Here is a 17,887-nt window from a genome sequence, read left to right as displayed (position 1 = left end):
CGGATTCGCGCCTCAGGACTCAGCGCAACGCGTTGCGCTGAGTCCTGAGGCTGTTGCAATGAAAATGAGAATCAAGGAACTGAAATATTTTCGTTTTTGAGGAATAGGATTAAGGCAGCTCGGCCTTTCGCGAGGTATATTCGCTACAGAGCCTATTCCTCAAAACTGAAAAATTTTCGTTTTTGAGGAATAGCGATAAAAGACCGCGAGGAGGCCCCAATGAAACTCATCAATAGAACGTCATATATGGACACGTTGACGAGCCTTATTGGCGTGCCGGACATCAAGGTCATAACGGGCATCCGCCGTAGCGGTAAGTCAAAATTGCTCGAGGCCCTCCGCGATTACGTGGAGGCGAATCTGTCCAATTCGAATGTCATCCATATCAACTACAACCTCGATGAGTTCGAGAACCTGCTCGAGTATCACGCGTTGCTCACCTATGTAAAAGAGCATCGAGTGGCCGGCAAGCATAACTTTCTGCTTATCGATGAAGTTCAGATGTGCGACGGTTTTGAGCGTGCGATCAACAGCCTTCACGCATCCGAGCAGTACGACATCTTCATCACCGGATCGAACGCCTTTTTGCTGTCGAGCGATCTGTCAACGCTCTTTACGGGGCGCACCTTCGAGATCGAGGTTTTCCCATTCTCGTTTGAGGAGTATCGTCTCTATGGCGACGAGAGCGAGGTCGACCGCGACTTCGATGAGTACGCGAGAACCGGCGGCATGTCTGGCTCTTACCCTTATCCACTGCAGGAGCAGCGCTATCAATATCTCTCCAACGTCTTTAAGACGCTCATTGTGAGAGATATCGTGCAGCGGCATAACGTGAGAAACGAATCGGCGCTGCTGCGCATTGCCGATTACATGATGGACAACGTTTCCAACATTACGTCGGCACGCAACATTACTGATGCATTAAATGCGGATGGGCTAAAGATTACGAACAAGACCGTCGGCACGTACATGGGGTACCTGTGCGATGCGTTTGCCTTCTATAAAGTTCGTCGATACGACATTCGCGGCAAAAAATACCTTAAGAGCGGCGAGAAGTACTATCTGGCGGACCATGCGTTTAAATACGCACTGCTCGGTACACGCGATATGGACTGGGGTCGCGTGTACGAGAACATGGTGGCCATCGAGCTGCTGCGCCGCGGATACGAGGTATACGTCGGCGTACTCTATAAAAAGGAAATAGACTTTGTAGCAATCAAGCGAAGCGAGAAGCTCTACATTCAGGTGAGCGACGACATCAGCTCGGATAAGACATTTGAACGCGAGATTTCACCACTGCTGAGCATTGGCGACGCGTACCCCAAGATGATTCTCGCCCGCACGCATCACGAGGCCACGGACCGCAATGGGGTGCAGATCGTGGACCTGGCGAGGTGGCTGTGCGGTGAGACGTAGCAGAAAGTCCTATTCCTCAAAACTAAAAAATTTTCGATTTTGAGGAATAGGACCAATGCGTTGCCTAGTTCGCCGCTCGTGCTCGACTTAGGTCCCCGTCCTACCCCAGCTCCTGCATGCGGCGGTAGATTTCGCAAATGCCTTTGATGGTGAGTTGTCCATCGACCACGTCGAAGGCGTCGGTTGAATCGGCGACGATGCTGGCGAGGCCGCCCGTGGCGATAACGGTGGCGTCCTCGCGCCCCAGCTCGCGCTTCATGCGCGCAACCAGGCCCTCGGCCATGGCGGCGACGCCCGTTACGGCGCCGACCTTGATGCACTCCTCGGTATCGCGGCCGATGGCGTGCTCGGGCGCCTCGAGCGGAACGCTGGCGAGCTTGGCGGCTCGGGCGGCGAGCGCGTCCATCGAAATGCGGATGCCTGGCGCAATCGCTCCACCAATGTAATAGCCGTCCTCGTCGATGACGTCGATATTGGTTGCGGTGCCAAAGTCCACCACGATCGCCGGAGCGCCGTAGAAGGTCTCGGCAGCGACGGCGTTGGCGATGCGGTCGGCACCAACGGCCTGGGGGCGCGCCGCCCGCAGCTTGGTCACGACCGCCGTCTGCGGCCCAATGACGATGGCGTCCGCCGCGATGCGGTCGGCCACGGCGTGCCACTCGCGCGAGAGCTGCGGCACCACGCCGGCAAAGGCGATCGCGTCGACCGCACCGAGCGAAAGGTCGTACATCTTAAAGAAGCCCATCAGGCGCACGTGGATCTCGTCGGCGGTAAAGGAGCGGTCGGTGGGCATACGCCACGACTGCACCAGCTCGTCTCCGTCAAACAGGCCCATGGCCGTCTGCGTGTTTCCCATATCGATAGCGAGCAGCATGTCTACTCCAGGTGTCGGCGTAAAAGGACGCGCACCATTGTATACGCGCCGCCGACGGCGTTCGGTTGCGATTCGTTTACGGTGATATGGGCTGAGGGGTTTAAATATGAAGGAATTATGCTCTACGAGATTTTCCTTGCCGTTTACCGAACTCCCACGTAATATTCTTTCTTGCGCACATGAGGCGCCCAGACATTGCGGGGTGGAGCAGTCTGGTAGCTCGCCGGGCTCATAACCCGGAGGTCGTAGGTTCAAATCCTGCCCCCGCGACCAAGACTTTTAGCAGCTCAGAGGCATTGTTCCTCTGAGCTGTCTTCTTTTTTGACTTTCAATCTTGGTCGAATTTTGGTCGAAATCAATTTAAAACAGCTTTTTTCGAACAGGGTACCTGCCTGAGCCAGCTCTACACCGATTGACTCCGGTTGACGATGAGCTCGGCAGGACCGTTCGGCAGCCCTCCACGCTATCTTCGCTTTATTTGAGAGTTGTCGGACAAGAAGGATGGAGTCCCTTTAGCTGGATCAAATTTGTCGAGACGGCTGCCGCTTGGGCATCGTTCCCGCCTTCTCGCCGAAGTCCATCGAGGCGGGCTGAGCTTAAAGATTAAGTTGTTTTCACTTAGCCTCGTTTCGTATCGTTTAACTTCGAGATCGGAGTTGCCCTATGGATTTTGAATCTATTGCCCCTGGAGTACTTACGGAGTCTGATTATCGTAACTACGACAAAGGGTTCTCATATCCCATTCCTGACGATTGGTTTTTTCCGTTTGAGTCTTTGTCCACGGTCCGTGTTTTCGATAGCGAGGACAAAAAATTTAAACCGTATAGAATGCGCTGCTCCATCAAGACGATGGTCCTCGTCGGCTGCGAGGATAATGCCGGGTGCACGATGTACTCTCAGTGGGTTTCCCCTGCGACCTTGGATATCAGTTACGAAGAGATCGCATTGGAGCAAGCCTTTGTAACGGTCGATGGCGACAAGTACTTATTCGCAAACGGAAAGGACGCCTCACGATTTTATGATCTGCTTGAGACGAGAAATAGGCTAATCGACAGTTTTGCCAAGTCTGGTGTGGAGAAGTGCTTTGAGCTGAGCGACTCTCTTTACGACGCGGGCTTGTCTGAGGCCATAGGCAATTTTCTCGATATGCTCCCCAGCCAGATGATTGAGGACTTCCTCGTTGAGAGGGCTTTCTTTTTCTATATAAGCCGCGCCGACTTGACATCAGACGCTTATTATCATTTCAACGATGAGCAGGCCGGGGATTGCCGTGCTCTCTTGCTTAATGGCAACAACATGGAGATCTTTGATAGCGCGAAAGAGCTTTTCGAAAACCTTCGTACAGTCATAGTCGATGAACTCGACGTAGACTCGTCGCTTTCGACGCTAACCACGTATCTATTGATCCGTCGTGGCGCGATGGACCGCATGGCCCCGAAGTGGACCGCGGACCACGACAGGGCGTCTTCTTCTGATGATATGGAGGACTTCGTGGAAAAAGCTGCCCTCGGTGGCGAAGTCATGACTTCCGACCTCGATTCAATGGCCACTCTCACGTATTACCTCATGAGTAAAGGCTGGTTTGGCCATGATCCGTTTGTTTTGAGTTTCTCCTCAACGTATGCGCTTGTGCAGGCAGGCGAAGAAAAGAAAAAACACAATCTATTCCGTAACCAGCTATTCAGGAAGGACTCCGAGAAGAGTTCTGCCGAGTGCGTTTCCATTGACGATGTGGACCTTATGAGTGGGGACGAGTTCGAAGATTGCGTTTGCAGGCTGTTCAAGAGAATGGGATATTCCGCGCACGTTACGCAACACTCGGGAGATCAGGGCGTCGATGTTATTGCGGAGAAGGGCACCGCCAAACTTGCTATCCAGGCGAAGTGTTACGGCTCTGCCGTTGGAAACTCTGCGGTTCAAGAAGCTGCCGCTGGCATGGCATACTACGGCTGCAACAAGGCCATGGTCGTATCGAATAGCACCTTTACCAAAGGGGCGTCTGAGCTCGCTAGGGCGAATGAGGTGGTTCTTTGGGGACGAGACGTAATTAAACAAAAGCTGCTCGACTATCCAGTGGAAAAGTGAGGCTCTTCAGGCCAAGTTGGTTTATGTCACGGATGTGATAAAGGCCCCGCCGGGAGGTGGGGCCTTATTTGGAAAGGGGAATTACGAGACAGTAGATTGCTTTTGGCCGAATTGGCCTGAAATGAGAATCGGGTCACCTGGCTCACTATCTAAAATAATGAGTGCGTACTGTTCGAATAGATGGCAGGCGGTATCTGTGACCGCGCCAGGTTGTGTAGGCGAGCTTGGAGGATAGATTAATCAGGTCAAGATGCCCGTTTTGGAAATGAATTTGATATAAGGAGGAGCTGTGGTTATCTTTTTCATTCCAACGATAATAGTCGTCGCAGTGATTATATTGCTGCTCTTTGGTGGGACATGGGTGCTGGGGAATTTCTTTGTCGGGCTATTGCCGGGCCTCAATTTCCTGTTTCTGCCGCTTGAACTTGCTGTCGCATATACCGCTTTTTCTGCGACCACTCAAATATGTGAAGGGAAGGGGGGCGATTGTTTGCGCTTCGAGCGGCGTTATTTAGTTTATTAGGTTTTATCGTATCAGTTCAGGCTTGGTTTTGGAGCTCGTTGGGGACGGATGGCTATGCGGTGAACGCCGTTGATCGCGTTCTGACGGGCGCGGACGGGGAGGCCGTGCCCATTCATATAGACAATACATACAGGGCGCTGAATTATTACGGTGCCGCATTGCAAAAAGTGCTTATCGTGGCTGCGGTTTTCGTCGGGGTTGTTATTGTGATCTCTTTTATCTTAAAAGGAATCAGTGAGGTGGCAGGGGGCCTGCTGCCGGTGCTTGAAATTTTGTCAATGGCAGTTATGGTTGTTTTTACGGTTCAGTTTATAAACTACAGCAATCTTGATATCGCCAACCAGCAGATAAACTGGGCGGAGGAACATTCAAAGACGGTCGGCGAGTGCCGTTTAATGGAGGACTCGAATCCAAATCAATCGATGCTCATGAACTTTAAAGAAGACGACACGCCTGGTACCACTATGTTTCCGTACTACAAAAAAGTTAAAGCTGGGACAGTATTGACGGTTACCTCCAAATCGGCTTTTGACATCTGGATGAACAGAAATATCAAGTACGTTGAGTGCTATACGGCGGACGGAGTGTACGGCTACTTTCGGGCGGACTTGCTAGAAGGTTACGAGGCGGGATGACGTGCGAATGCTCTGTTGTCTTTCATCTTCCCGTTTTAATCATTAGGACGGGATGGGGTGTTCGTAACGGTCGGTTTGGGGACATTGCGTTCCAGCTCGAGTTGCTAAAACGGGGCATAGCGTTTGCCAAGTGGTCAAAGGCATTGGGCGCTTTTGACCACTTTTTTGCACAGGCACCACTTGTGCCCCAATAGCGGATGTTCGAATCGATTCTCAAAAGGCCGACGATGGCAAACTTTGAGAAGCAACCCAAGAAGGCCGCCACGCCCGCGCCCGAGAAAGCTGCTGCGGGCAGCGCCGCCGGGCAGTCTGTCGCCGGTACCGACGGCTCGACCGTGTTTTCACGGGCTTGGGACTGGTGAACGGGTCGCAAGAAACCATCGAAGAGGTTCTGGCGAAAGCCGAGGAGGTGGGCCACAGGGGCGATCCGGGCGAAATTGCTGATCCGGTCGGACTCAAGGTGAAGGTATCCGGCGTTACCCCGGGCTACATTCGCGATGAGATCCTTGCCGCACTTAGGGAATGCGGGATGAAGGCGACCGATGGCAAGCCCGCGCAGAGCACGCAGCATCTCGCGATAGGCGATAACGTGGGACGAAGCAAGCTCGACGCAGTTTTCAACGGCAACTCTCAGGCAAAAATCGTCACGACGGGCGAGTTGCTTGAGGTCATGAACAGATTTGGCAAGTCGGAATAGAAGGGAAGGCTCGACATGGCCGTCAATTTGAAAACCGTAAAAGACACGGTGAATCTTGCAGCGGGGGTTTTGGCTGCCGCCGCCGGGGTTGTCGATGGGGCAAAGCAGCTCGGTTTCGATGTCGATGGCGCCGTGAAAAGCGCTGCCGACGGGGCGACCAACGGCGCACGTGCTGTTGCCGACGGCATCGGCAAGGGGTTTGGTGCGGCGGCGGAAGGAGTCGGCGCGGCGGCCGGCGCGTTGGGGGATGCCACGAAGGCGTTCCAGGACTCAAGGGCCGCTGCTGAGGCTCGCAAGAAGATCGATGCCGCCAGGCAATCAATATTTGAAGGCGCGTCGACGGTGATGCCCCTGCACGAGTTCATCTGCCAGCAGGGCAAAGCCTCCGAGGCTGCGTTCAACGGCTACGATATGCCCGGCTGCTATCTCATCGCGACATACCGCAGGCATGACCACGATAAGAACTTCAGCGACTATCTCGGAATATACGTGGGGTCAAGTGAGCGTATGGCGGACGATATCGTGTCCATACCTACACGATTGGGCGATCCGGATGTCTATGCTGACTACAAGTACCGGCAAAACATTTTGCTATTCGTGTATCCGTGCGAGCTGAAGGACGTCGACGAACGTCGTGGGCTCCTGCTGCGTTCGTTTGACGGCGAGAGGCTCTACAACGGCACTGGATTATCGGTCGAGAGGGCGGCGGATGAAGACCTATAACCTGGACACCATCAAGAAGGTCCCCTTGCGCGAGGTGTGGCCGCATGAGGCCCACGACTTCACCAAGTGGCTGGCCGATGAGCAGAACCTCGCGACCCTCGGGATGGCGGTCGGAATCGAGCTCGAGCTCATAGAGACGGAGTCCTCGGTCGGATCGTTCAACGTGGACATCTACGCGCAGGAGTCCGGTACGGGCCGCAAGGTGATCATCGAGAACCAGCTCGAGGACACCAACCACGACCACCTTGGCAAGGTGATCACGTATGCCGCCGGCAAGGGCGCCGAGGTCGTCATCTGGGTCGTGGCGCACGCCCGCGACGAGCATCGCCAGGCCATCGAGTGGCTCAATCAACACACCGACAGCGACTTCGGGTTCTTCCTGGTCGAGGTCGAGCTCTGGAAGATCGGGGACTCTCTGCCCGCCCCGCGCTTCGGCGTGGTCGAGCAGCCGAACGAGTGGACCAAGACCGTGAAGCTCTCCGAGGGGCTCAGCGAGACCGAAAAGGTCAAGCTGGCGTACTGGACGGCCTACCGCGAGGTGGCGGGCGGCCATCCGGAGTTCCTCAAGGAGTTCAGCCCACAGAAGCCCAGCAAGGACCATTGGTCGACGCTTCGCCTGGGGGTCTCGGCATACCATCTCGCCCTGCTCATCGATACGCACAAGGGCCGCACGGGCATCGAGCTGTACGTGGACGACGACAAGGAGATCGGGCACCGCGCCATCGCCAACAGCGGAATCTTTGAGGAGCGCCTCGGGCTGACGGCGGCACCCTTCGATGCGAAAAAGGCCTCGGGACTGCGCTTCTACAAGGCGGGCCACCCCATCAAGGGCCACCAGGACGCATGGCCGGGGTACATCGAGGAACAGCTCGGATGGGCCCTCGAGATGAAAAAAATAATCGCGGAGATCGAGCTCTAGAAAACGCCCCGGCAGTTCATTGCCGGGGCGTTTTCTATTGACAGGATGCGCCGCTCGGCCGTTTCGGTCCGGATGCGCCGCTCGGCCTCTTCGAGGTCCCTGACGATCCTCCCCAGCGCCATGCAGTAATGCGCAAAGACCGGGTCCTCCTTGCCGGACCGGTCCTCGCAGCAGAAGAGCATCGACTCATGAAGGCAGGCGAGCTCGTAGACGATATCCTCGAGTTCCATATGGCTCCTCTCGAAAAGTGAATAGCGGTTCAAATGGTATCGATGTTGGACGAGGGCTGCCGGCGTCCGCCGTGAATCGGCCACGGCTCCGCGGCCGGGTGGCACCTCCGCTACGCCGCGTCAAGGGGGCCCATGAGACCCCGCACAAACCTCCGCTCCGCTCCGGTTGGTGGAGGTCGTCATGGACCTCCCTTGACCCGTCTTCGCTCCGGTGCGGCTTTGCAGGGAGCAAAGCCGACGACGACGCGCGGCGTCGCCATTCGGCTTTGCCCGCAGGGGCGAGATGTTGAGGGCCACGTGCCCGGAACGGAGGAAGACATGCAGCAGCTGATGACCGAGGAAATCGCCAAGACGGTGCCGAGGCTCTACGAGCAGGACGGGGCGGAGGACCCCACGGTCTACGCCCACTACTTCTCGTGCGTGAACGGATGGGACTGGTGGCTGCTCGAGTTCGACGGAACGGACGAGGCGTTCGGCCTCGTCGAGGGCTACGACGACGAGCTCGGCTACTTCAGCATCAAGGAGATGGCCGAGCTGAACCGCCAGATGGGGTTCGCCGCCGTCGAGCGCGACGAGCACTTCTCCCCGAAGCCGCTCAGCGCCGTCAGGAGGAGGTAGCCGCATGGTCACGGTCGAGTTCGACTCCATGGGCGAGGCGGTCCGCCTCGCCCTCGTGGCCGGGGAGTACGTGGGCGGCTGTTAGCGTCAATCTATTTTTCACCAGTTTCGCTAAACAGGCGTGCCGTTCGCGCAAAGGCGGTTTCACCGGTTGCGCTAACGTATTTTCACCGATTCCGGTCACGGCTTGACGGGACCGTCCCTCGGCAGGTCCTTCAGCCTGTAGGACCTGCCCGTTATCTTGACCAGGTGGCAGTGGTGGCACACCCTGTCCGCGATCGCGCTCGCCGCCACGTCGTCCCCGAACACCCTGCCCCAGCCGCTGATCCCCACGTTGGTGGTGATGATCGTCGAGCGCTGCTCGTAGCGCGTCGATATCAGCTGGAACAGCAGGTCCGCGCCCGCGCTACCGACGTCGAGGTAGCCGAGCTCGTCGATGATCAGCAGCCTCGAGTGGGCGTAGTACTTGAGCCTCTTCTTGAGGATGCCGCGCGACGAGGCGTCCTCCAGGTCCTCGACGAGCCGGGCGCAGTCCACGAACCTGACCTCGCGCCCCGCCCTGACCGCCTCGATGCCCAGCGCGACGGCGAGGTGCGTCTTGCCCACGCCGGGGCTCCCCACGAACAGGACGTTCTCGGCCCGCTCGACGAACCTCAGGGTCGCGAGCTCCTCGATCTCGGCGCGCGGGACCGACGGCTGGAAGCCCCAGTCGAAGTCCGCCAGCCCCTTGACGTAGGGGAACCCCGACGACCGTATGCGCTGGCTGGTAATCCTGACCTCCCGGGCGGCGACCTCGACGCGCGTCATCTCCTCGAGGGCGGAGGCGAAGCCCCGCTCGCCCGCGGCGACCATCCTCACGTAGTCGGGCAGGGACGCCGCCATCTCGTGCAGCCCGAGCGCGGAGAGGTTCGCCTGCGCCCTGATCGAGGGGCTACCCTCCGCGACGGCGCCCATCACGCCCCTCCGAGCGAGTCGAGCAGCGCGAGGTTGGCGCGCGCGGCCTCGGCGATGTCCGCGTCGGCCAGGCCGCGCTTCCCCTCGAGGGCCTGCCCATAGTGGTCGGGGTCGTAGTTGATGGGCCTCGACGGCCCGGACGCGGCGTCGTGGACGGCGACCTCCTCGCCGGCCATCCTCACCACGACCTGGCCGCCGGGCATCGCTATGACGCTCACGCGCCGGCCGATGCAGCGCCTGGGCACGGACCACTCCCTGCCGGCGGCCCTGACGAGCATGGTCGGCGGGACGGTCTGGACGCTCACGTCGCCCACCATCGACTCGAGGAGACGGAGGTTCCCGATGGGTCGCAGGCTCTCCTTCTCCCGCATGAACAGCGCGTCAGGCGGCAGGCCGGTGGTGCGGTTCGGCTCCGAGTTTGCCTGGGCCTCGACCCGGGCCACCGCCTCGGCGAGGCCGCCCCACCCGGTGAACTCGCCGCCGTAGGCGAGCAGGCGGTTCAGGAAGCGGTTGGCCGACTCGTCCTTGCCCTTGGTCTGCGGCGAGCGCGGCGCGCAGAGCCTGAGCTCGAAGCCGGCCTCCCGCGCGAACCGCCACGCCCTCTCCTGCCTGGTCCTCCTGCGGCCCGAGACGGTCACCAGGCACGACATGTTGTCCGTGATGCACTCCTCCGGGACGCCGCCGAGGCGGGTGAAGGTGGCGAGCAGGCAGGACAGCAGGTCGTCGAGCGTGCGGCTCCTGACCGGTATGAAGCGGTGCTTCCGGGAGTAGCCGAGCGTCGCGGTGAACACGCTGAACTCGAAGGCCTCGCCCTCCGAGTCGACGAGCCTCATGCCCTCCTTCCAGTCGAACTGCAGCTGCCTGCCCGGGGGCGTCTCGAACCGCGGGTGCGGCTCGCGGCCGCCCACACCCCCGAAGGGCACGTCGCGGGCCCGGCACCATGCGGTGAAGGCGCCGTACCCGGGCAGCCCCTCCCCGCGGCCCTCGCGCAGGAACGCGTACACGGCCATCTTGGTCATCCCGGGCAGCTGGGCCTTCGCGCGGATCACCTCCTCGAGCGGGTCGAAGGCGCTGCCCCTCGCGGACCTCCCGTCGGCGGCGGCCTCGCCCTCCCGCCAGTACTTGGCGACCGTGTGCCGGTCCATGCCGTGCCTCCTCGCGATCTCGCTGAAGTTCGGCTTCGCGCCGGACCCCCTGTAGACGTTCAGCTCTCCCATTACGTTTCGCTCCATATCCCGCTCCTCCCGGGTCGGATACCCGATCGGAGCATAGTTCCGTTAGCGCAGTTGGTGAAAGTACGTTAGCGGGGTCGGCGAAAGCGCGTTAGCGCATTCGGCGAGATGCGTTTGCGAAAGTGGTCAATTTTAGATTAGCGCTAACAGCGGCGGCCTGGCCGTCCTCCTCCTCGACGCCACGGACCCGCGCTCCGAGGGCTACATGGCCGAGTGGGGCGTGCTCACGGCGAACGTGCCGGCGGCGGCCGAGTGGTGCCGCGGACGCGGCAACATCGCCATCGACGCCGACGTGCCCGCGGCGCTCCTCGAGGCGCTCGAGGCCGCCAGCGCAGTCCGGATGACCGGCCGCTCGGCGGCGTCCGGGATGGCCCGCTACCCGCTGGCCACGGTCGCCGGGCATGTCCTCGACGGCATGGGCGGCCTGCCCGAGACCCTCGAGGAGGCCCTCGGCTCGACAGTCGTCGTCGAGTACGAGTCGGGCGGCGACGGCGGCGCGTTCGAGGTGGGGACCGCGCCGGCCGGATCGGCCGAGCTCGAGCGACTCATCGCCGCCGCGAGGTCCGAGGCCGACGCGTTGGCGGGCGCCGGCGGATGGGCTGCCGTCCGGGTCGGTTTCGGGGACGCCGAGACCATCGACTGCGAGACGGGCCGGACGGTTTACGTCGCGGGGTGAAATGGGAGGAGGGCGCGGGCGCGGTCCGGATGGGCCGCGCTTTTCCTTTCCCGGGGATGCGGAACTCCCACCGTCCAAGTGCCTTGGACGGTGGGAGCTAGATACGACGATATACTGCGCGTGCAACGGGGACACGCGCCTCCTTTTCGGTTGACTCCACCAGTTCGTACAGAGACTTTTCGATTTCCCGCTTTGATTTGGAGGTCTGTAATTCCATATTTCTGGAATACGGCACGAGGCTGAGCTTCGAAATCGCGTCTTGCGTCGGTAGATTGTTCCGCGTCCGCGACCAGTTTTTCAAGGGTGCTAAGCTGGGACTGTATTGAGAGTTCGTTTAGGTGGTTCACATTGTCCATAGCGGTGACCACCAATGTTGAATAGCTGTCTTGAAAGACTGTGTCACGCTAGTGTCGGTATCGATTTGATACTACGAACAAATTAGAACTAAATGGATATAGTTTCCATACTAATTAAAACAAATTTGCATTCAAGTTTTTATTTAAACTTGATTTAAGGCGGAGTGGAATGTGAGCGCGCAAGGAGATGCGGAATCGGTGAGAGCCTCAAAAAAAACTACTGCAGTGTTATCATCTTCCATCCTATCTATTCTTCCATTTCTGATTCTATGGGCGGCTTGGTCAGCCCTCCCTGATACAATTCCCGCTCATTGGAGTGGGGGTGTGGTTGATCGATGGGGTAATAAGCTTGAATTGCTGGTTGTTCCGCTGTTTTCCCTGATTGGTTCTATTGCAATTTCTGTGTACCTTATTGTTTCCACGCGGCGAAGAGAGTTCGCGGATTTCTCTGTTCGAATGCGACGGGACTTTGTTGCGTGCTATATTTCCAGTCTTCTTTTATCGACAACCTGCTCAGTGATAATTGCCGTTTGGGTTCAGTTGATTCTTACGCAAAGCACTGCGGTTGATGGGGGGCTTGGGCTATCGATCCTGTATTCCCTTCCCGGGCTATATGTGATCTTGTGCGCTTTGCCGCCTTTTTATGCGAGCGGCGAGAGCAAAAAGGCAGAGCGCCTGATAACAGTTCTTATTGGCGGCGCGGAGATTGTTCTTTGTGGAATAGTGCTTGAAGGTTCGGCTGCCTCTTATGCGATGATTGGACTGATGATTCTGTTCTGTGCGTTTGAGATTGTGTCACAGGCAAGGGATAGCCGGTCCTTATGAGTTGAATTACGCGCGTGCGGATATAAAGGTTGGCATGTTAGGCTGGCCGTTTTCTCGTTCTGGGACATTTGCAGTAGGATGAGTGGGACTAGGCGCGCTGCGGTGTGATGGTGACGGTTGAGACTTGTATCGCTGCAAATCCGCTGATGCACATTTTGCTATTGGGCTTGAAGGTGGGACCGACAGGCCTTTGTTTGGGATGTTCTGGTCGTCCAACGCGTGTTGCACGGCTGTATATTGTTACGCTCGTTCGGCGCTCCGTTGGAGCATTTCCGGGTTTGTCGGCATCATGACTTGGCCAAGTGACACGCTTGCCGGGACGGTTGTAACGCCGCGCCGGTTCCGTGTGCTCCTTCGTTGTTGGCCTGTCCAGCCGGGGGCGGATTCGGCCTCATGTTGTGGCGCACGGCCTTCAGGGGCTTCCCCTGGCGAGTTATGTTCGTCCGCATGGGTAAGGGTCGGGTTGAGCTGACAATCCCGTGTCGGAAGGGGCTTGCACCATGCGCGCGATGACAGAGATTGGGTTGCTGGACGGCCGTGTGACGAAGGTGCCGGAGCTCGCCCTGGGCGATGCGCTCGGCGAGAGCGTCCAGGCGGAGCTCGATTTCGGGTTCGACGACGTGTTGGAGGGCCTTTGGGTCGAGGTGCGCCATCATGAGCAGGATAAGGGCGCACTACGGGCGCCCGGGATTTTGCGGCGCAACTCGGCGTGCCGAGTTCGTTTCCGCTGGTAGCGTGGCCGGTTAAACCGGAAGGCGGTCACGGCCAGCCGTCATACGCGCCTCGCGTGCCGTATGACGGCTGGCCGTTTGCGCAGGCAGGGCCGTATGACGCATCAGAACCCGTCGGGTGCGACGGACACCTTGCGCTTCTTGCCGCCGGACGGCGACCCCTTGGGCTTTTTCGGCTTCTCCGGGATGCGCCAGACCGGTGCCGGGACGGTGTTCCGGACCTCTCCCTCGAGCGCCCGCGCGAGCATCGCGCCCTCGGCCTCCGGCGACGTCAGGCCCAGCAGCGGCCCCAGGAACGTCTCGGTGATGTCGCGGCTGGCGAGCGCCATCGGGCCCTCCGCGTCGATCACGAGCGCGCCGTTCTCGCGCGCGCTCCAGGCCATGAGCTCCGACGGGGTGATCAGCGGGCGGCGCGCCACGGAGAACGACTTGCCGGACGAGGAGCTCTGCGTCCCCTTGGTGGAGCTCTCCCCGGTTGTCCTCACGCTGTAGTCGCCGAGGCGCTTGCTGATCTCCTCCGCCTCGCCGACGGACTCCACCGAGAGGACGACCTGGGTGCCGAGCAGTGCCAGCAGCGCGTCCGACTCGGCCCTCGAGTAGCCGCACCGCGCCTCCAGAAGCTGGGTGTTCTGGAGCACGAAGACGACGTGCAGGCCGATGCTGCGGACCTCCGCGAGATCGCCGAGGAGGCGGGGGATCTTGGGGATCCCGGACCCCTCGTCGATGGCGAGCAGGGTCTCGGCCGGCAGCCTGCCGCCCGACAGGCGCGCGGTCTCGCGCAGCGCCGACAGCGCCTGGGAGAAGATGCACGAGACGAGCGCGCCGCGGTCGCCCCGGTCCGTCGCGCTGGCGATGTAGAGGATGGTGGGCTTGCGCCCGACCGATGCGAGGTCGACCTCGCCGTCCCAGAGCATTCGGCTGACGTCGTCGTCGCAGAAGGACATGAGGTAGTTGCGCGCGGTGGAGACGAGGGCCTCGCCTCCGCCGCCGTTCGACGAGGCGACGAGGAGGAACTGGCGCGCCGGGTTTCCCGCCGGCAGGTCCGCGGCGAGCTCCTCCAGCGACTTCACGGCGCTCTTCCCGTCGCGGGGTTCCAGGAGCGCGAGCACGGTCGAGAGGTTCAGCGCGCCGTCGGGGATCCGCCCGTCCGTTATCGCGAGCAGGCAGAGGCCGGTCAGCAGGTTGCGGCTGGCGTCCGTGAAGAACCTCTGGCCAGAGGAGAAGGCATCGGGCACGATGGCGGACGACAGCTCGCGGAGCTCGGCCACGGCACCGGCGGTGCCCTCGGTCCCGAGTGCCGCGATAGCGCGGTCGAGGGGGTTGAACCTCGCCGACTTGACGGGCTCGTCGAGCCGGATGGCGACGACCTCCATCCCGGCCCTCCTGGCGAGTGGCTCGGTCCATGCGCGGATCTCGGACTTCGGGTCGTGGACGATGACGGACGTCGGGATCCCGTGGACGTTGCGGTCGATCGCGGCGGCCACGCTGATCGCGAGGGACCTCCTCGTCTTGCCCGCGCCGCTGCCCGCCCTTATGAGGCAGTGGACGGCGGGGACCATCGCGATCCCGCCGCCGATGCAGCCGGCCGCCACGAGCCCCTCCGCGGCGACCTTCCCGTCCCAGGGAGGGCAGCGCCTCGCGACCCTGGAGGGCCTCGACTCGAGCCAGGCGTCCCCGTGCGTGCGCGTGGGCGCGCGGTCGCCGGCGAACGTTCCGTCGTGGAGCCTCGCCCATGAACGGCCCCAAGAAACGAATCCGAGCGCGAGGACGGAGGCCGCGACGAGGGCGAGCGCCGCGAGCAGCTCGCCCGCCTGGCCCGACGCCGCCGCGTCGGCGGCCGCCTCGAGGGGGCCGCGGAAGACGTAGGCGGGCTCGGGGCCCGGGTCGGCCGTGGGCAGCCGCAGCAGGACGGAGAGGCCCGAGATGAGGGATAGAGTCCACCACCTGGCGTAGTCCCAGGCGCTGGCGGTCGCGGCGCAAGCTATGACGGCGGCGACGCCGTGGGCCGCGAGCGTGCCGGCGAGTTCCTTTTTCATGTCGCGGTTGAAGGATTTCGGTTTCATCTCGTGATCGTCCTCTCTATCCTGTTTGCTATCTTCAGCGCGGGGACGCTCGACGGCCCGGTGCCGCCGGAGGCGAGGATCTTCAGGGTCGCGGCGATGAGTCGCAGCGCCCTCTCGCCGGCCTCGTCCCCCATGTCGCGCCCGCCGGCGTCCCGCGTGGTCTCCCTGGCGACCAGTGCCGCCATCGCGGCTGCCCGTCCGAGGGCCGGACCGGGCGACGGCGCATGCCTGAAGGCCCGATCTGCCGTGGGGCACCCCCTGAGGTCTGCCGGCTCGAGGTCCCGGCCGTGCGCGACCTTTCGCGCGATCCTTTCGAGGCGCGCCCTCGGGATGCAGGAGCGGGCCTCGGTGGCGAGTCCGGCTTCCCTCCGTCTCTCCGTCGCGGGGCCGGTTTGGGGCGCGGCACGTCGTGTCGGCACCTCCTCGCGAGCCGGCGTTCTGTCTGGGACTATGACCCGAAGCGCCGCGTTCTCGCACCGGAGGCCGAGGTCGGCAGCTGCCTTGCGGACGTAGACATCCCGAGCCTCACCGGTCAGGCACTTGAGGCCGGCGCACCTCTCGACCGCCTTCCTGTGGTGCTCCAGCGCGCCGGCGAGCTCGGGGGAGCCGGATGCCGCCCGGCCGAGGGCCTCCCTCAACGCGGCGGAGGCCTCCGGGTGGAAACGCCTGAGGTGGGCGGCCTCGATCCTTCCGCCCGGCGGCAGTTCGATATCGAAACGGTTCCGGTCGATGCGGGCGACGGCATCCAGCGTGGCTTCCCTCGCGAGGTCGCGCTCGATGTAGGCCTCCCGCAGCAGCGGCGCCATGGCCTTCGAGGAGATCTCGAGCCGCGCCGCCTCCATCTTTCCCTTGGGCAGCAGGGAGTCCCAGTCGCCCTCGCGGTCGACCGTGAGGATGTGGACGTGGTGGCTCGTGCCGTTGACGTGCATCGCCGCGTAGAACTCCACGCGGCTCTCGGGCACGCCGGTCATCGCGGAGAAGAGCCTCGGCCACTCGGACCGTACCAGCGCCTGCCAGGCGTCCAGGCGGTCGAGGCCGGCACCGGGGGCGATGTCGTTCGGGACTGTGACGACGGTGGTGAGCACCGCGCCGCCGTTTTGGGCGATGGCGCGCCTCGCCTCGGCGACGGCGACCGGGCCGTCCGCGCCCCAGAGGCCGCCGGTCGAGCCGGTCCTGTTCGCGGCGTAGGCGGCCAGGCCGTCGACGCCGAGCCTCCTACCGTCGGCCTCGCTGACCTCGATGACGACGCCGCGGCGGGTGCCGGCGTATGCCGCCAGTCCCGCGGCGGACGCCCTCGCGGACGCCCCCGCGCGGACGACGGAGTGGTTGACGATGACGGGCGGGCTAGCCATCGGCGCGCTCGCGCGCGTGGAGCTTCACCTCGTCGATGTGGCCTAGGCCTGCGCGGCTGAGCTCGCCGGCCTGCGCGAGGTAGTTCTTCCAGATGTCCGCGACCGGGACGTCATCGAGCGAGGCGTAGGAGGCCTTGAGGACGTCGGCCGACATGAGGCCGGCCATGATGGCGGCGGTCATGGGGCGCGAGAGGACCGCGGCGATGCGGTCCTCGGCGGCGTCGAGCTTGCGCTCGATGTCGAGTGCGGCGACGTCCATCCGCGCGTCGACGACGCCGCGTATGAAGCCCGCGACCTCGTTGCCGTAGAGGTCGAGCCCCTCCGCGGCGAGCGCCGAGCGCAGGAGCGAGCGGATCTCGTCGCTGACGTTGGAACCGTTGAGCTCTGCCCGCGTCTTGAGGGCGGTGTAGAGCTTTGAGTCGAGCTTCACGCTGACGTTCTTTGTTGTTGCTGTCATTCGATTCTCTCTTCGATGCGCGGTGGTCATCCGCCCCGCTTGAGGCCTACTCGTCTTCGAGTAGGACGTTGGGATAGCCCTCGGGCGCCTGGTCTGCCGGGAGGGGAGGATAGGCGACAAGCTTGTTCACGACTCCTATCGCATCGAGGTCCAGGATGCTGTCGATACCGCGGAGAACGCTGTCCGGGGTGTAAGAGCGATCGCCGCTGCGGGCGACCCCGACGATGACCCTGGAGAGCTCGCGGGGGTCGATACCGGGCCAGCGCCTGGCGATTTCCGCGACGATGGCGGGTGCGACGTAAGGGATATTGGGGACGGAGGAGTGGGACGCGATGACGAAGGCGTCGGGGATGCCCTCGATTCTCTCTGTGGGCTCGATAACGATGGGCTGGACGCCGTAGGTGCTCCAGCCGTCGAGCAGGCATTCGGCGTTCGAGGGGATGCGGAAGGAGTGGCCGTTGAGGGTGAGGGGCTTGTGGTTCTTATAGACACTGTTCTTGGGCATGGTTTTCCTTTCGATG

20 protein-coding genes and 1 tRNA gene are annotated in these 17,887 nt (G+C 61.4%); 13 read left to right on the top strand and 8 right to left on the bottom strand.

The annotated features are described in order from the left end of the window. Positions 1 to 219: 219 nt before the first annotated feature. Complete coding sequence (locus ACEXKH_RS05310) at positions 220 to 1,416, top strand: ATP-binding protein (RefSeq protein WP_373573357.1); 1,197 nt, start codon at positions 220 to 222, stop codon at positions 1,414 to 1,416. 100 nt (positions 1,417 to 1,516) lie between these two features. Here ACEXKH_RS05310 and ACEXKH_RS05305 read toward each other — a convergent pair whose 3' ends face one another. After that, positions 1,517 to 2,290 carry a type III pantothenate kinase gene (locus ACEXKH_RS05305; protein WP_373573356.1) on the bottom strand — a complete coding sequence of 258 codons (774 nt, stop codon included), beginning with the start codon at positions 2,288 to 2,290 and terminating at the stop codon, positions 1,517 to 1,519. Positions 2,291 to 2,486: 196 nt separating this feature from the next. Between ACEXKH_RS05305 and ACEXKH_RS05300 the strand changes: the two genes are divergently transcribed. The 8 genes from ACEXKH_RS05300 (at position 2,487) to ACEXKH_RS05265 (ending at position 7,872) form a co-directional block, all read left to right on the top strand. Next, a tRNA-Met gene (locus ACEXKH_RS05300) sits at positions 2,487 to 2,563 on the top strand. A gap of 390 nt (positions 2,564 to 2,953) precedes the next feature. Next, the gene (locus ACEXKH_RS05295) at positions 2,954 to 4,375 is read left to right on the top strand and encodes a restriction endonuclease (protein WP_373573355.1); all 1,422 of its coding nucleotides are present in this window, start codon (positions 2,954 to 2,956) and stop codon (positions 4,373 to 4,375) included. A gap of 289 nt (positions 4,376 to 4,664) precedes the next feature. Next, positions 4,665 to 4,898 (top strand): hypothetical protein, encoded by a 234-nt coding sequence (locus ACEXKH_RS05290; RefSeq protein ID WP_373573354.1) that lies wholly within the window; start codon positions 4,665 to 4,667, stop codon positions 4,896 to 4,898. Next, positions 4,862 to 5,533, top strand: coding sequence for a hypothetical protein (locus ACEXKH_RS05285; RefSeq protein WP_373573353.1), 672 nt, complete (start codon positions 4,862 to 4,864; stop codon positions 5,531 to 5,533). The genes ACEXKH_RS05290 and ACEXKH_RS05285 overlap by 37 nt, the downstream gene beginning before the upstream one ends. A 227-nt stretch (positions 5,534 to 5,760) precedes the next feature. Next, complete coding sequence (locus ACEXKH_RS05280) at positions 5,761 to 5,895, top strand: hypothetical protein (protein ID WP_373573352.1); 135 nt, start codon at positions 5,761 to 5,763, stop codon at positions 5,893 to 5,895. Further along, positions 5,892 to 6,230, top strand: a complete 339-nt coding sequence (locus ACEXKH_RS05275; protein WP_373573351.1) for a BRCT domain-containing protein — start codon at positions 5,892 to 5,894, stop codon at positions 6,228 to 6,230. Before ACEXKH_RS05280 ends, ACEXKH_RS05275 begins: the two co-directional genes overlap by 4 nt. A 15-nt stretch (positions 6,231 to 6,245) precedes the next feature. Beyond that, the gene (locus tag ACEXKH_RS05270; protein ID WP_373573350.1) at positions 6,246 to 6,953 is read left to right on the top strand and encodes a hypothetical protein; all 708 of its coding nucleotides are present in this window, start codon (positions 6,246 to 6,248) and stop codon (positions 6,951 to 6,953) included. After that, complete coding sequence (locus tag ACEXKH_RS05265; RefSeq protein ID WP_373573349.1) at positions 6,940 to 7,872, top strand: DUF4268 domain-containing protein; 933 nt, start codon at positions 6,940 to 6,942, stop codon at positions 7,870 to 7,872. Before ACEXKH_RS05270 ends, ACEXKH_RS05265 begins: the two co-directional genes overlap by 14 nt. On the opposite strand, the gene ACEXKH_RS05260 is transcribed toward ACEXKH_RS05265, so the two are convergent. Continuing rightward, positions 7,869 to 8,102 (bottom strand): hypothetical protein, encoded by a 234-nt coding sequence (locus tag ACEXKH_RS05260; RefSeq protein WP_373573348.1) that lies wholly within the window; start codon positions 8,100 to 8,102, stop codon positions 7,869 to 7,871. The genes ACEXKH_RS05265 and ACEXKH_RS05260 overlap by 4 nt on opposite strands. A gap of 318 nt (positions 8,103 to 8,420) precedes the next feature. Between ACEXKH_RS05260 and ACEXKH_RS05255 the strand changes: the two genes are divergently transcribed. Further along, positions 8,421 to 8,720, top strand: a complete 300-nt coding sequence (locus ACEXKH_RS05255) for a DUF2958 domain-containing protein (protein ID WP_158567277.1) — start codon at positions 8,421 to 8,423, stop codon at positions 8,718 to 8,720. A gap of 180 nt (positions 8,721 to 8,900) precedes the next feature. On the opposite strand, the gene istB is transcribed toward ACEXKH_RS05255, so the two are convergent. Beyond that, on the bottom strand, positions 8,901 to 9,674 hold the full coding sequence (istB, locus tag ACEXKH_RS05250) for an IS21-like element helper ATPase IstB (protein ID WP_373573347.1): 774 nt from the start codon (positions 9,672 to 9,674) through the stop codon (positions 8,901 to 8,903). Next, on the bottom strand, positions 9,674 to 10,906 hold the full coding sequence (gene istA, locus ACEXKH_RS05245; RefSeq protein ID WP_373573346.1) for an IS21 family transposase: 1,233 nt from the start codon (positions 10,904 to 10,906) through the stop codon (positions 9,674 to 9,676). The genes istB and istA overlap by 1 nt, the downstream gene beginning before the upstream one ends. A 205-nt stretch (positions 10,907 to 11,111) precedes the next feature. Here istA and ACEXKH_RS05240 point away from each other — a divergent pair, with 205 nt between their 5' ends. The 3 genes from ACEXKH_RS05240 to ACEXKH_RS05230 all read left to right on the top strand — a co-directional run bounded on the left by ACEXKH_RS05240 (position 11,112) and on the right by ACEXKH_RS05230 (position 13,497). Further along, a complete protein-coding gene (locus ACEXKH_RS05240; RefSeq protein WP_373573345.1) occupies positions 11,112 to 11,582 on the top strand; it encodes a hypothetical protein in 471 nt (156 codons plus the stop codon). A gap of 527 nt (positions 11,583 to 12,109) precedes the next feature. Next, on the top strand, positions 12,110 to 12,763 hold the full coding sequence (locus tag ACEXKH_RS05235) for a DUF1648 domain-containing protein (protein WP_373573344.1): 654 nt from the start codon (positions 12,110 to 12,112) through the stop codon (positions 12,761 to 12,763). 500 nt (positions 12,764 to 13,263) lie between these two features. Then, a complete protein-coding gene (locus ACEXKH_RS05230) occupies positions 13,264 to 13,497 on the top strand; it encodes a hypothetical protein (protein ID WP_373573343.1) in 234 nt (77 codons plus the stop codon). Between the two features lie 101 nt (positions 13,498 to 13,598). On the opposite strand, the gene ACEXKH_RS05225 is transcribed toward ACEXKH_RS05230, so the two are convergent. The 4 genes from ACEXKH_RS05225 to ACEXKH_RS05210 are packed head-to-tail and all read right to left on the bottom strand — an operon-like array spanning position 13,599 to position 17,871. Continuing rightward, positions 13,599 to 15,557, bottom strand: a complete 1,959-nt coding sequence (locus tag ACEXKH_RS05225) for a type IV secretory system conjugative DNA transfer family protein (protein ID WP_373573342.1) — start codon at positions 15,555 to 15,557, stop codon at positions 13,599 to 13,601. Continuing rightward, positions 15,554 to 16,909 (bottom strand): hypothetical protein, encoded by a 1,356-nt coding sequence (locus tag ACEXKH_RS05220; RefSeq protein ID WP_373573341.1) that lies wholly within the window; start codon positions 16,907 to 16,909, stop codon positions 15,554 to 15,556. Before ACEXKH_RS05220 ends, ACEXKH_RS05225 begins: the two co-directional genes overlap by 4 nt. Beyond that, entirely contained in the window at positions 16,902 to 17,366 is a 465-nt protein-coding gene (locus ACEXKH_RS05215; protein ID WP_373573340.1) for a hypothetical protein, read from the bottom strand. Before ACEXKH_RS05215 ends, ACEXKH_RS05220 begins: the two co-directional genes overlap by 8 nt. Positions 17,367 to 17,412: 46 nt before the next feature. Then, positions 17,413 to 17,871: a hypothetical protein gene (locus tag ACEXKH_RS05210; protein WP_373573339.1), complete on the bottom strand. Its 459-nt coding sequence runs from the start codon at positions 17,869 to 17,871 to the stop codon at positions 17,413 to 17,415. Positions 17,872 to 17,887: the final 16 nt, after the last annotated feature.

It is taken from the genome of Collinsella aerofaciens ATCC 25986 (assembly GCF_964259375.1).
Classification (GTDB): domain Bacteria; phylum Actinomycetota; class Coriobacteriia; order Coriobacteriales; family Coriobacteriaceae; genus Collinsella; species Collinsella aerofaciens_BO.
Note: the sequence above shows the minus strand (reverse complement) of the source record. Positions and strands in the feature narration are given on the sequence as shown.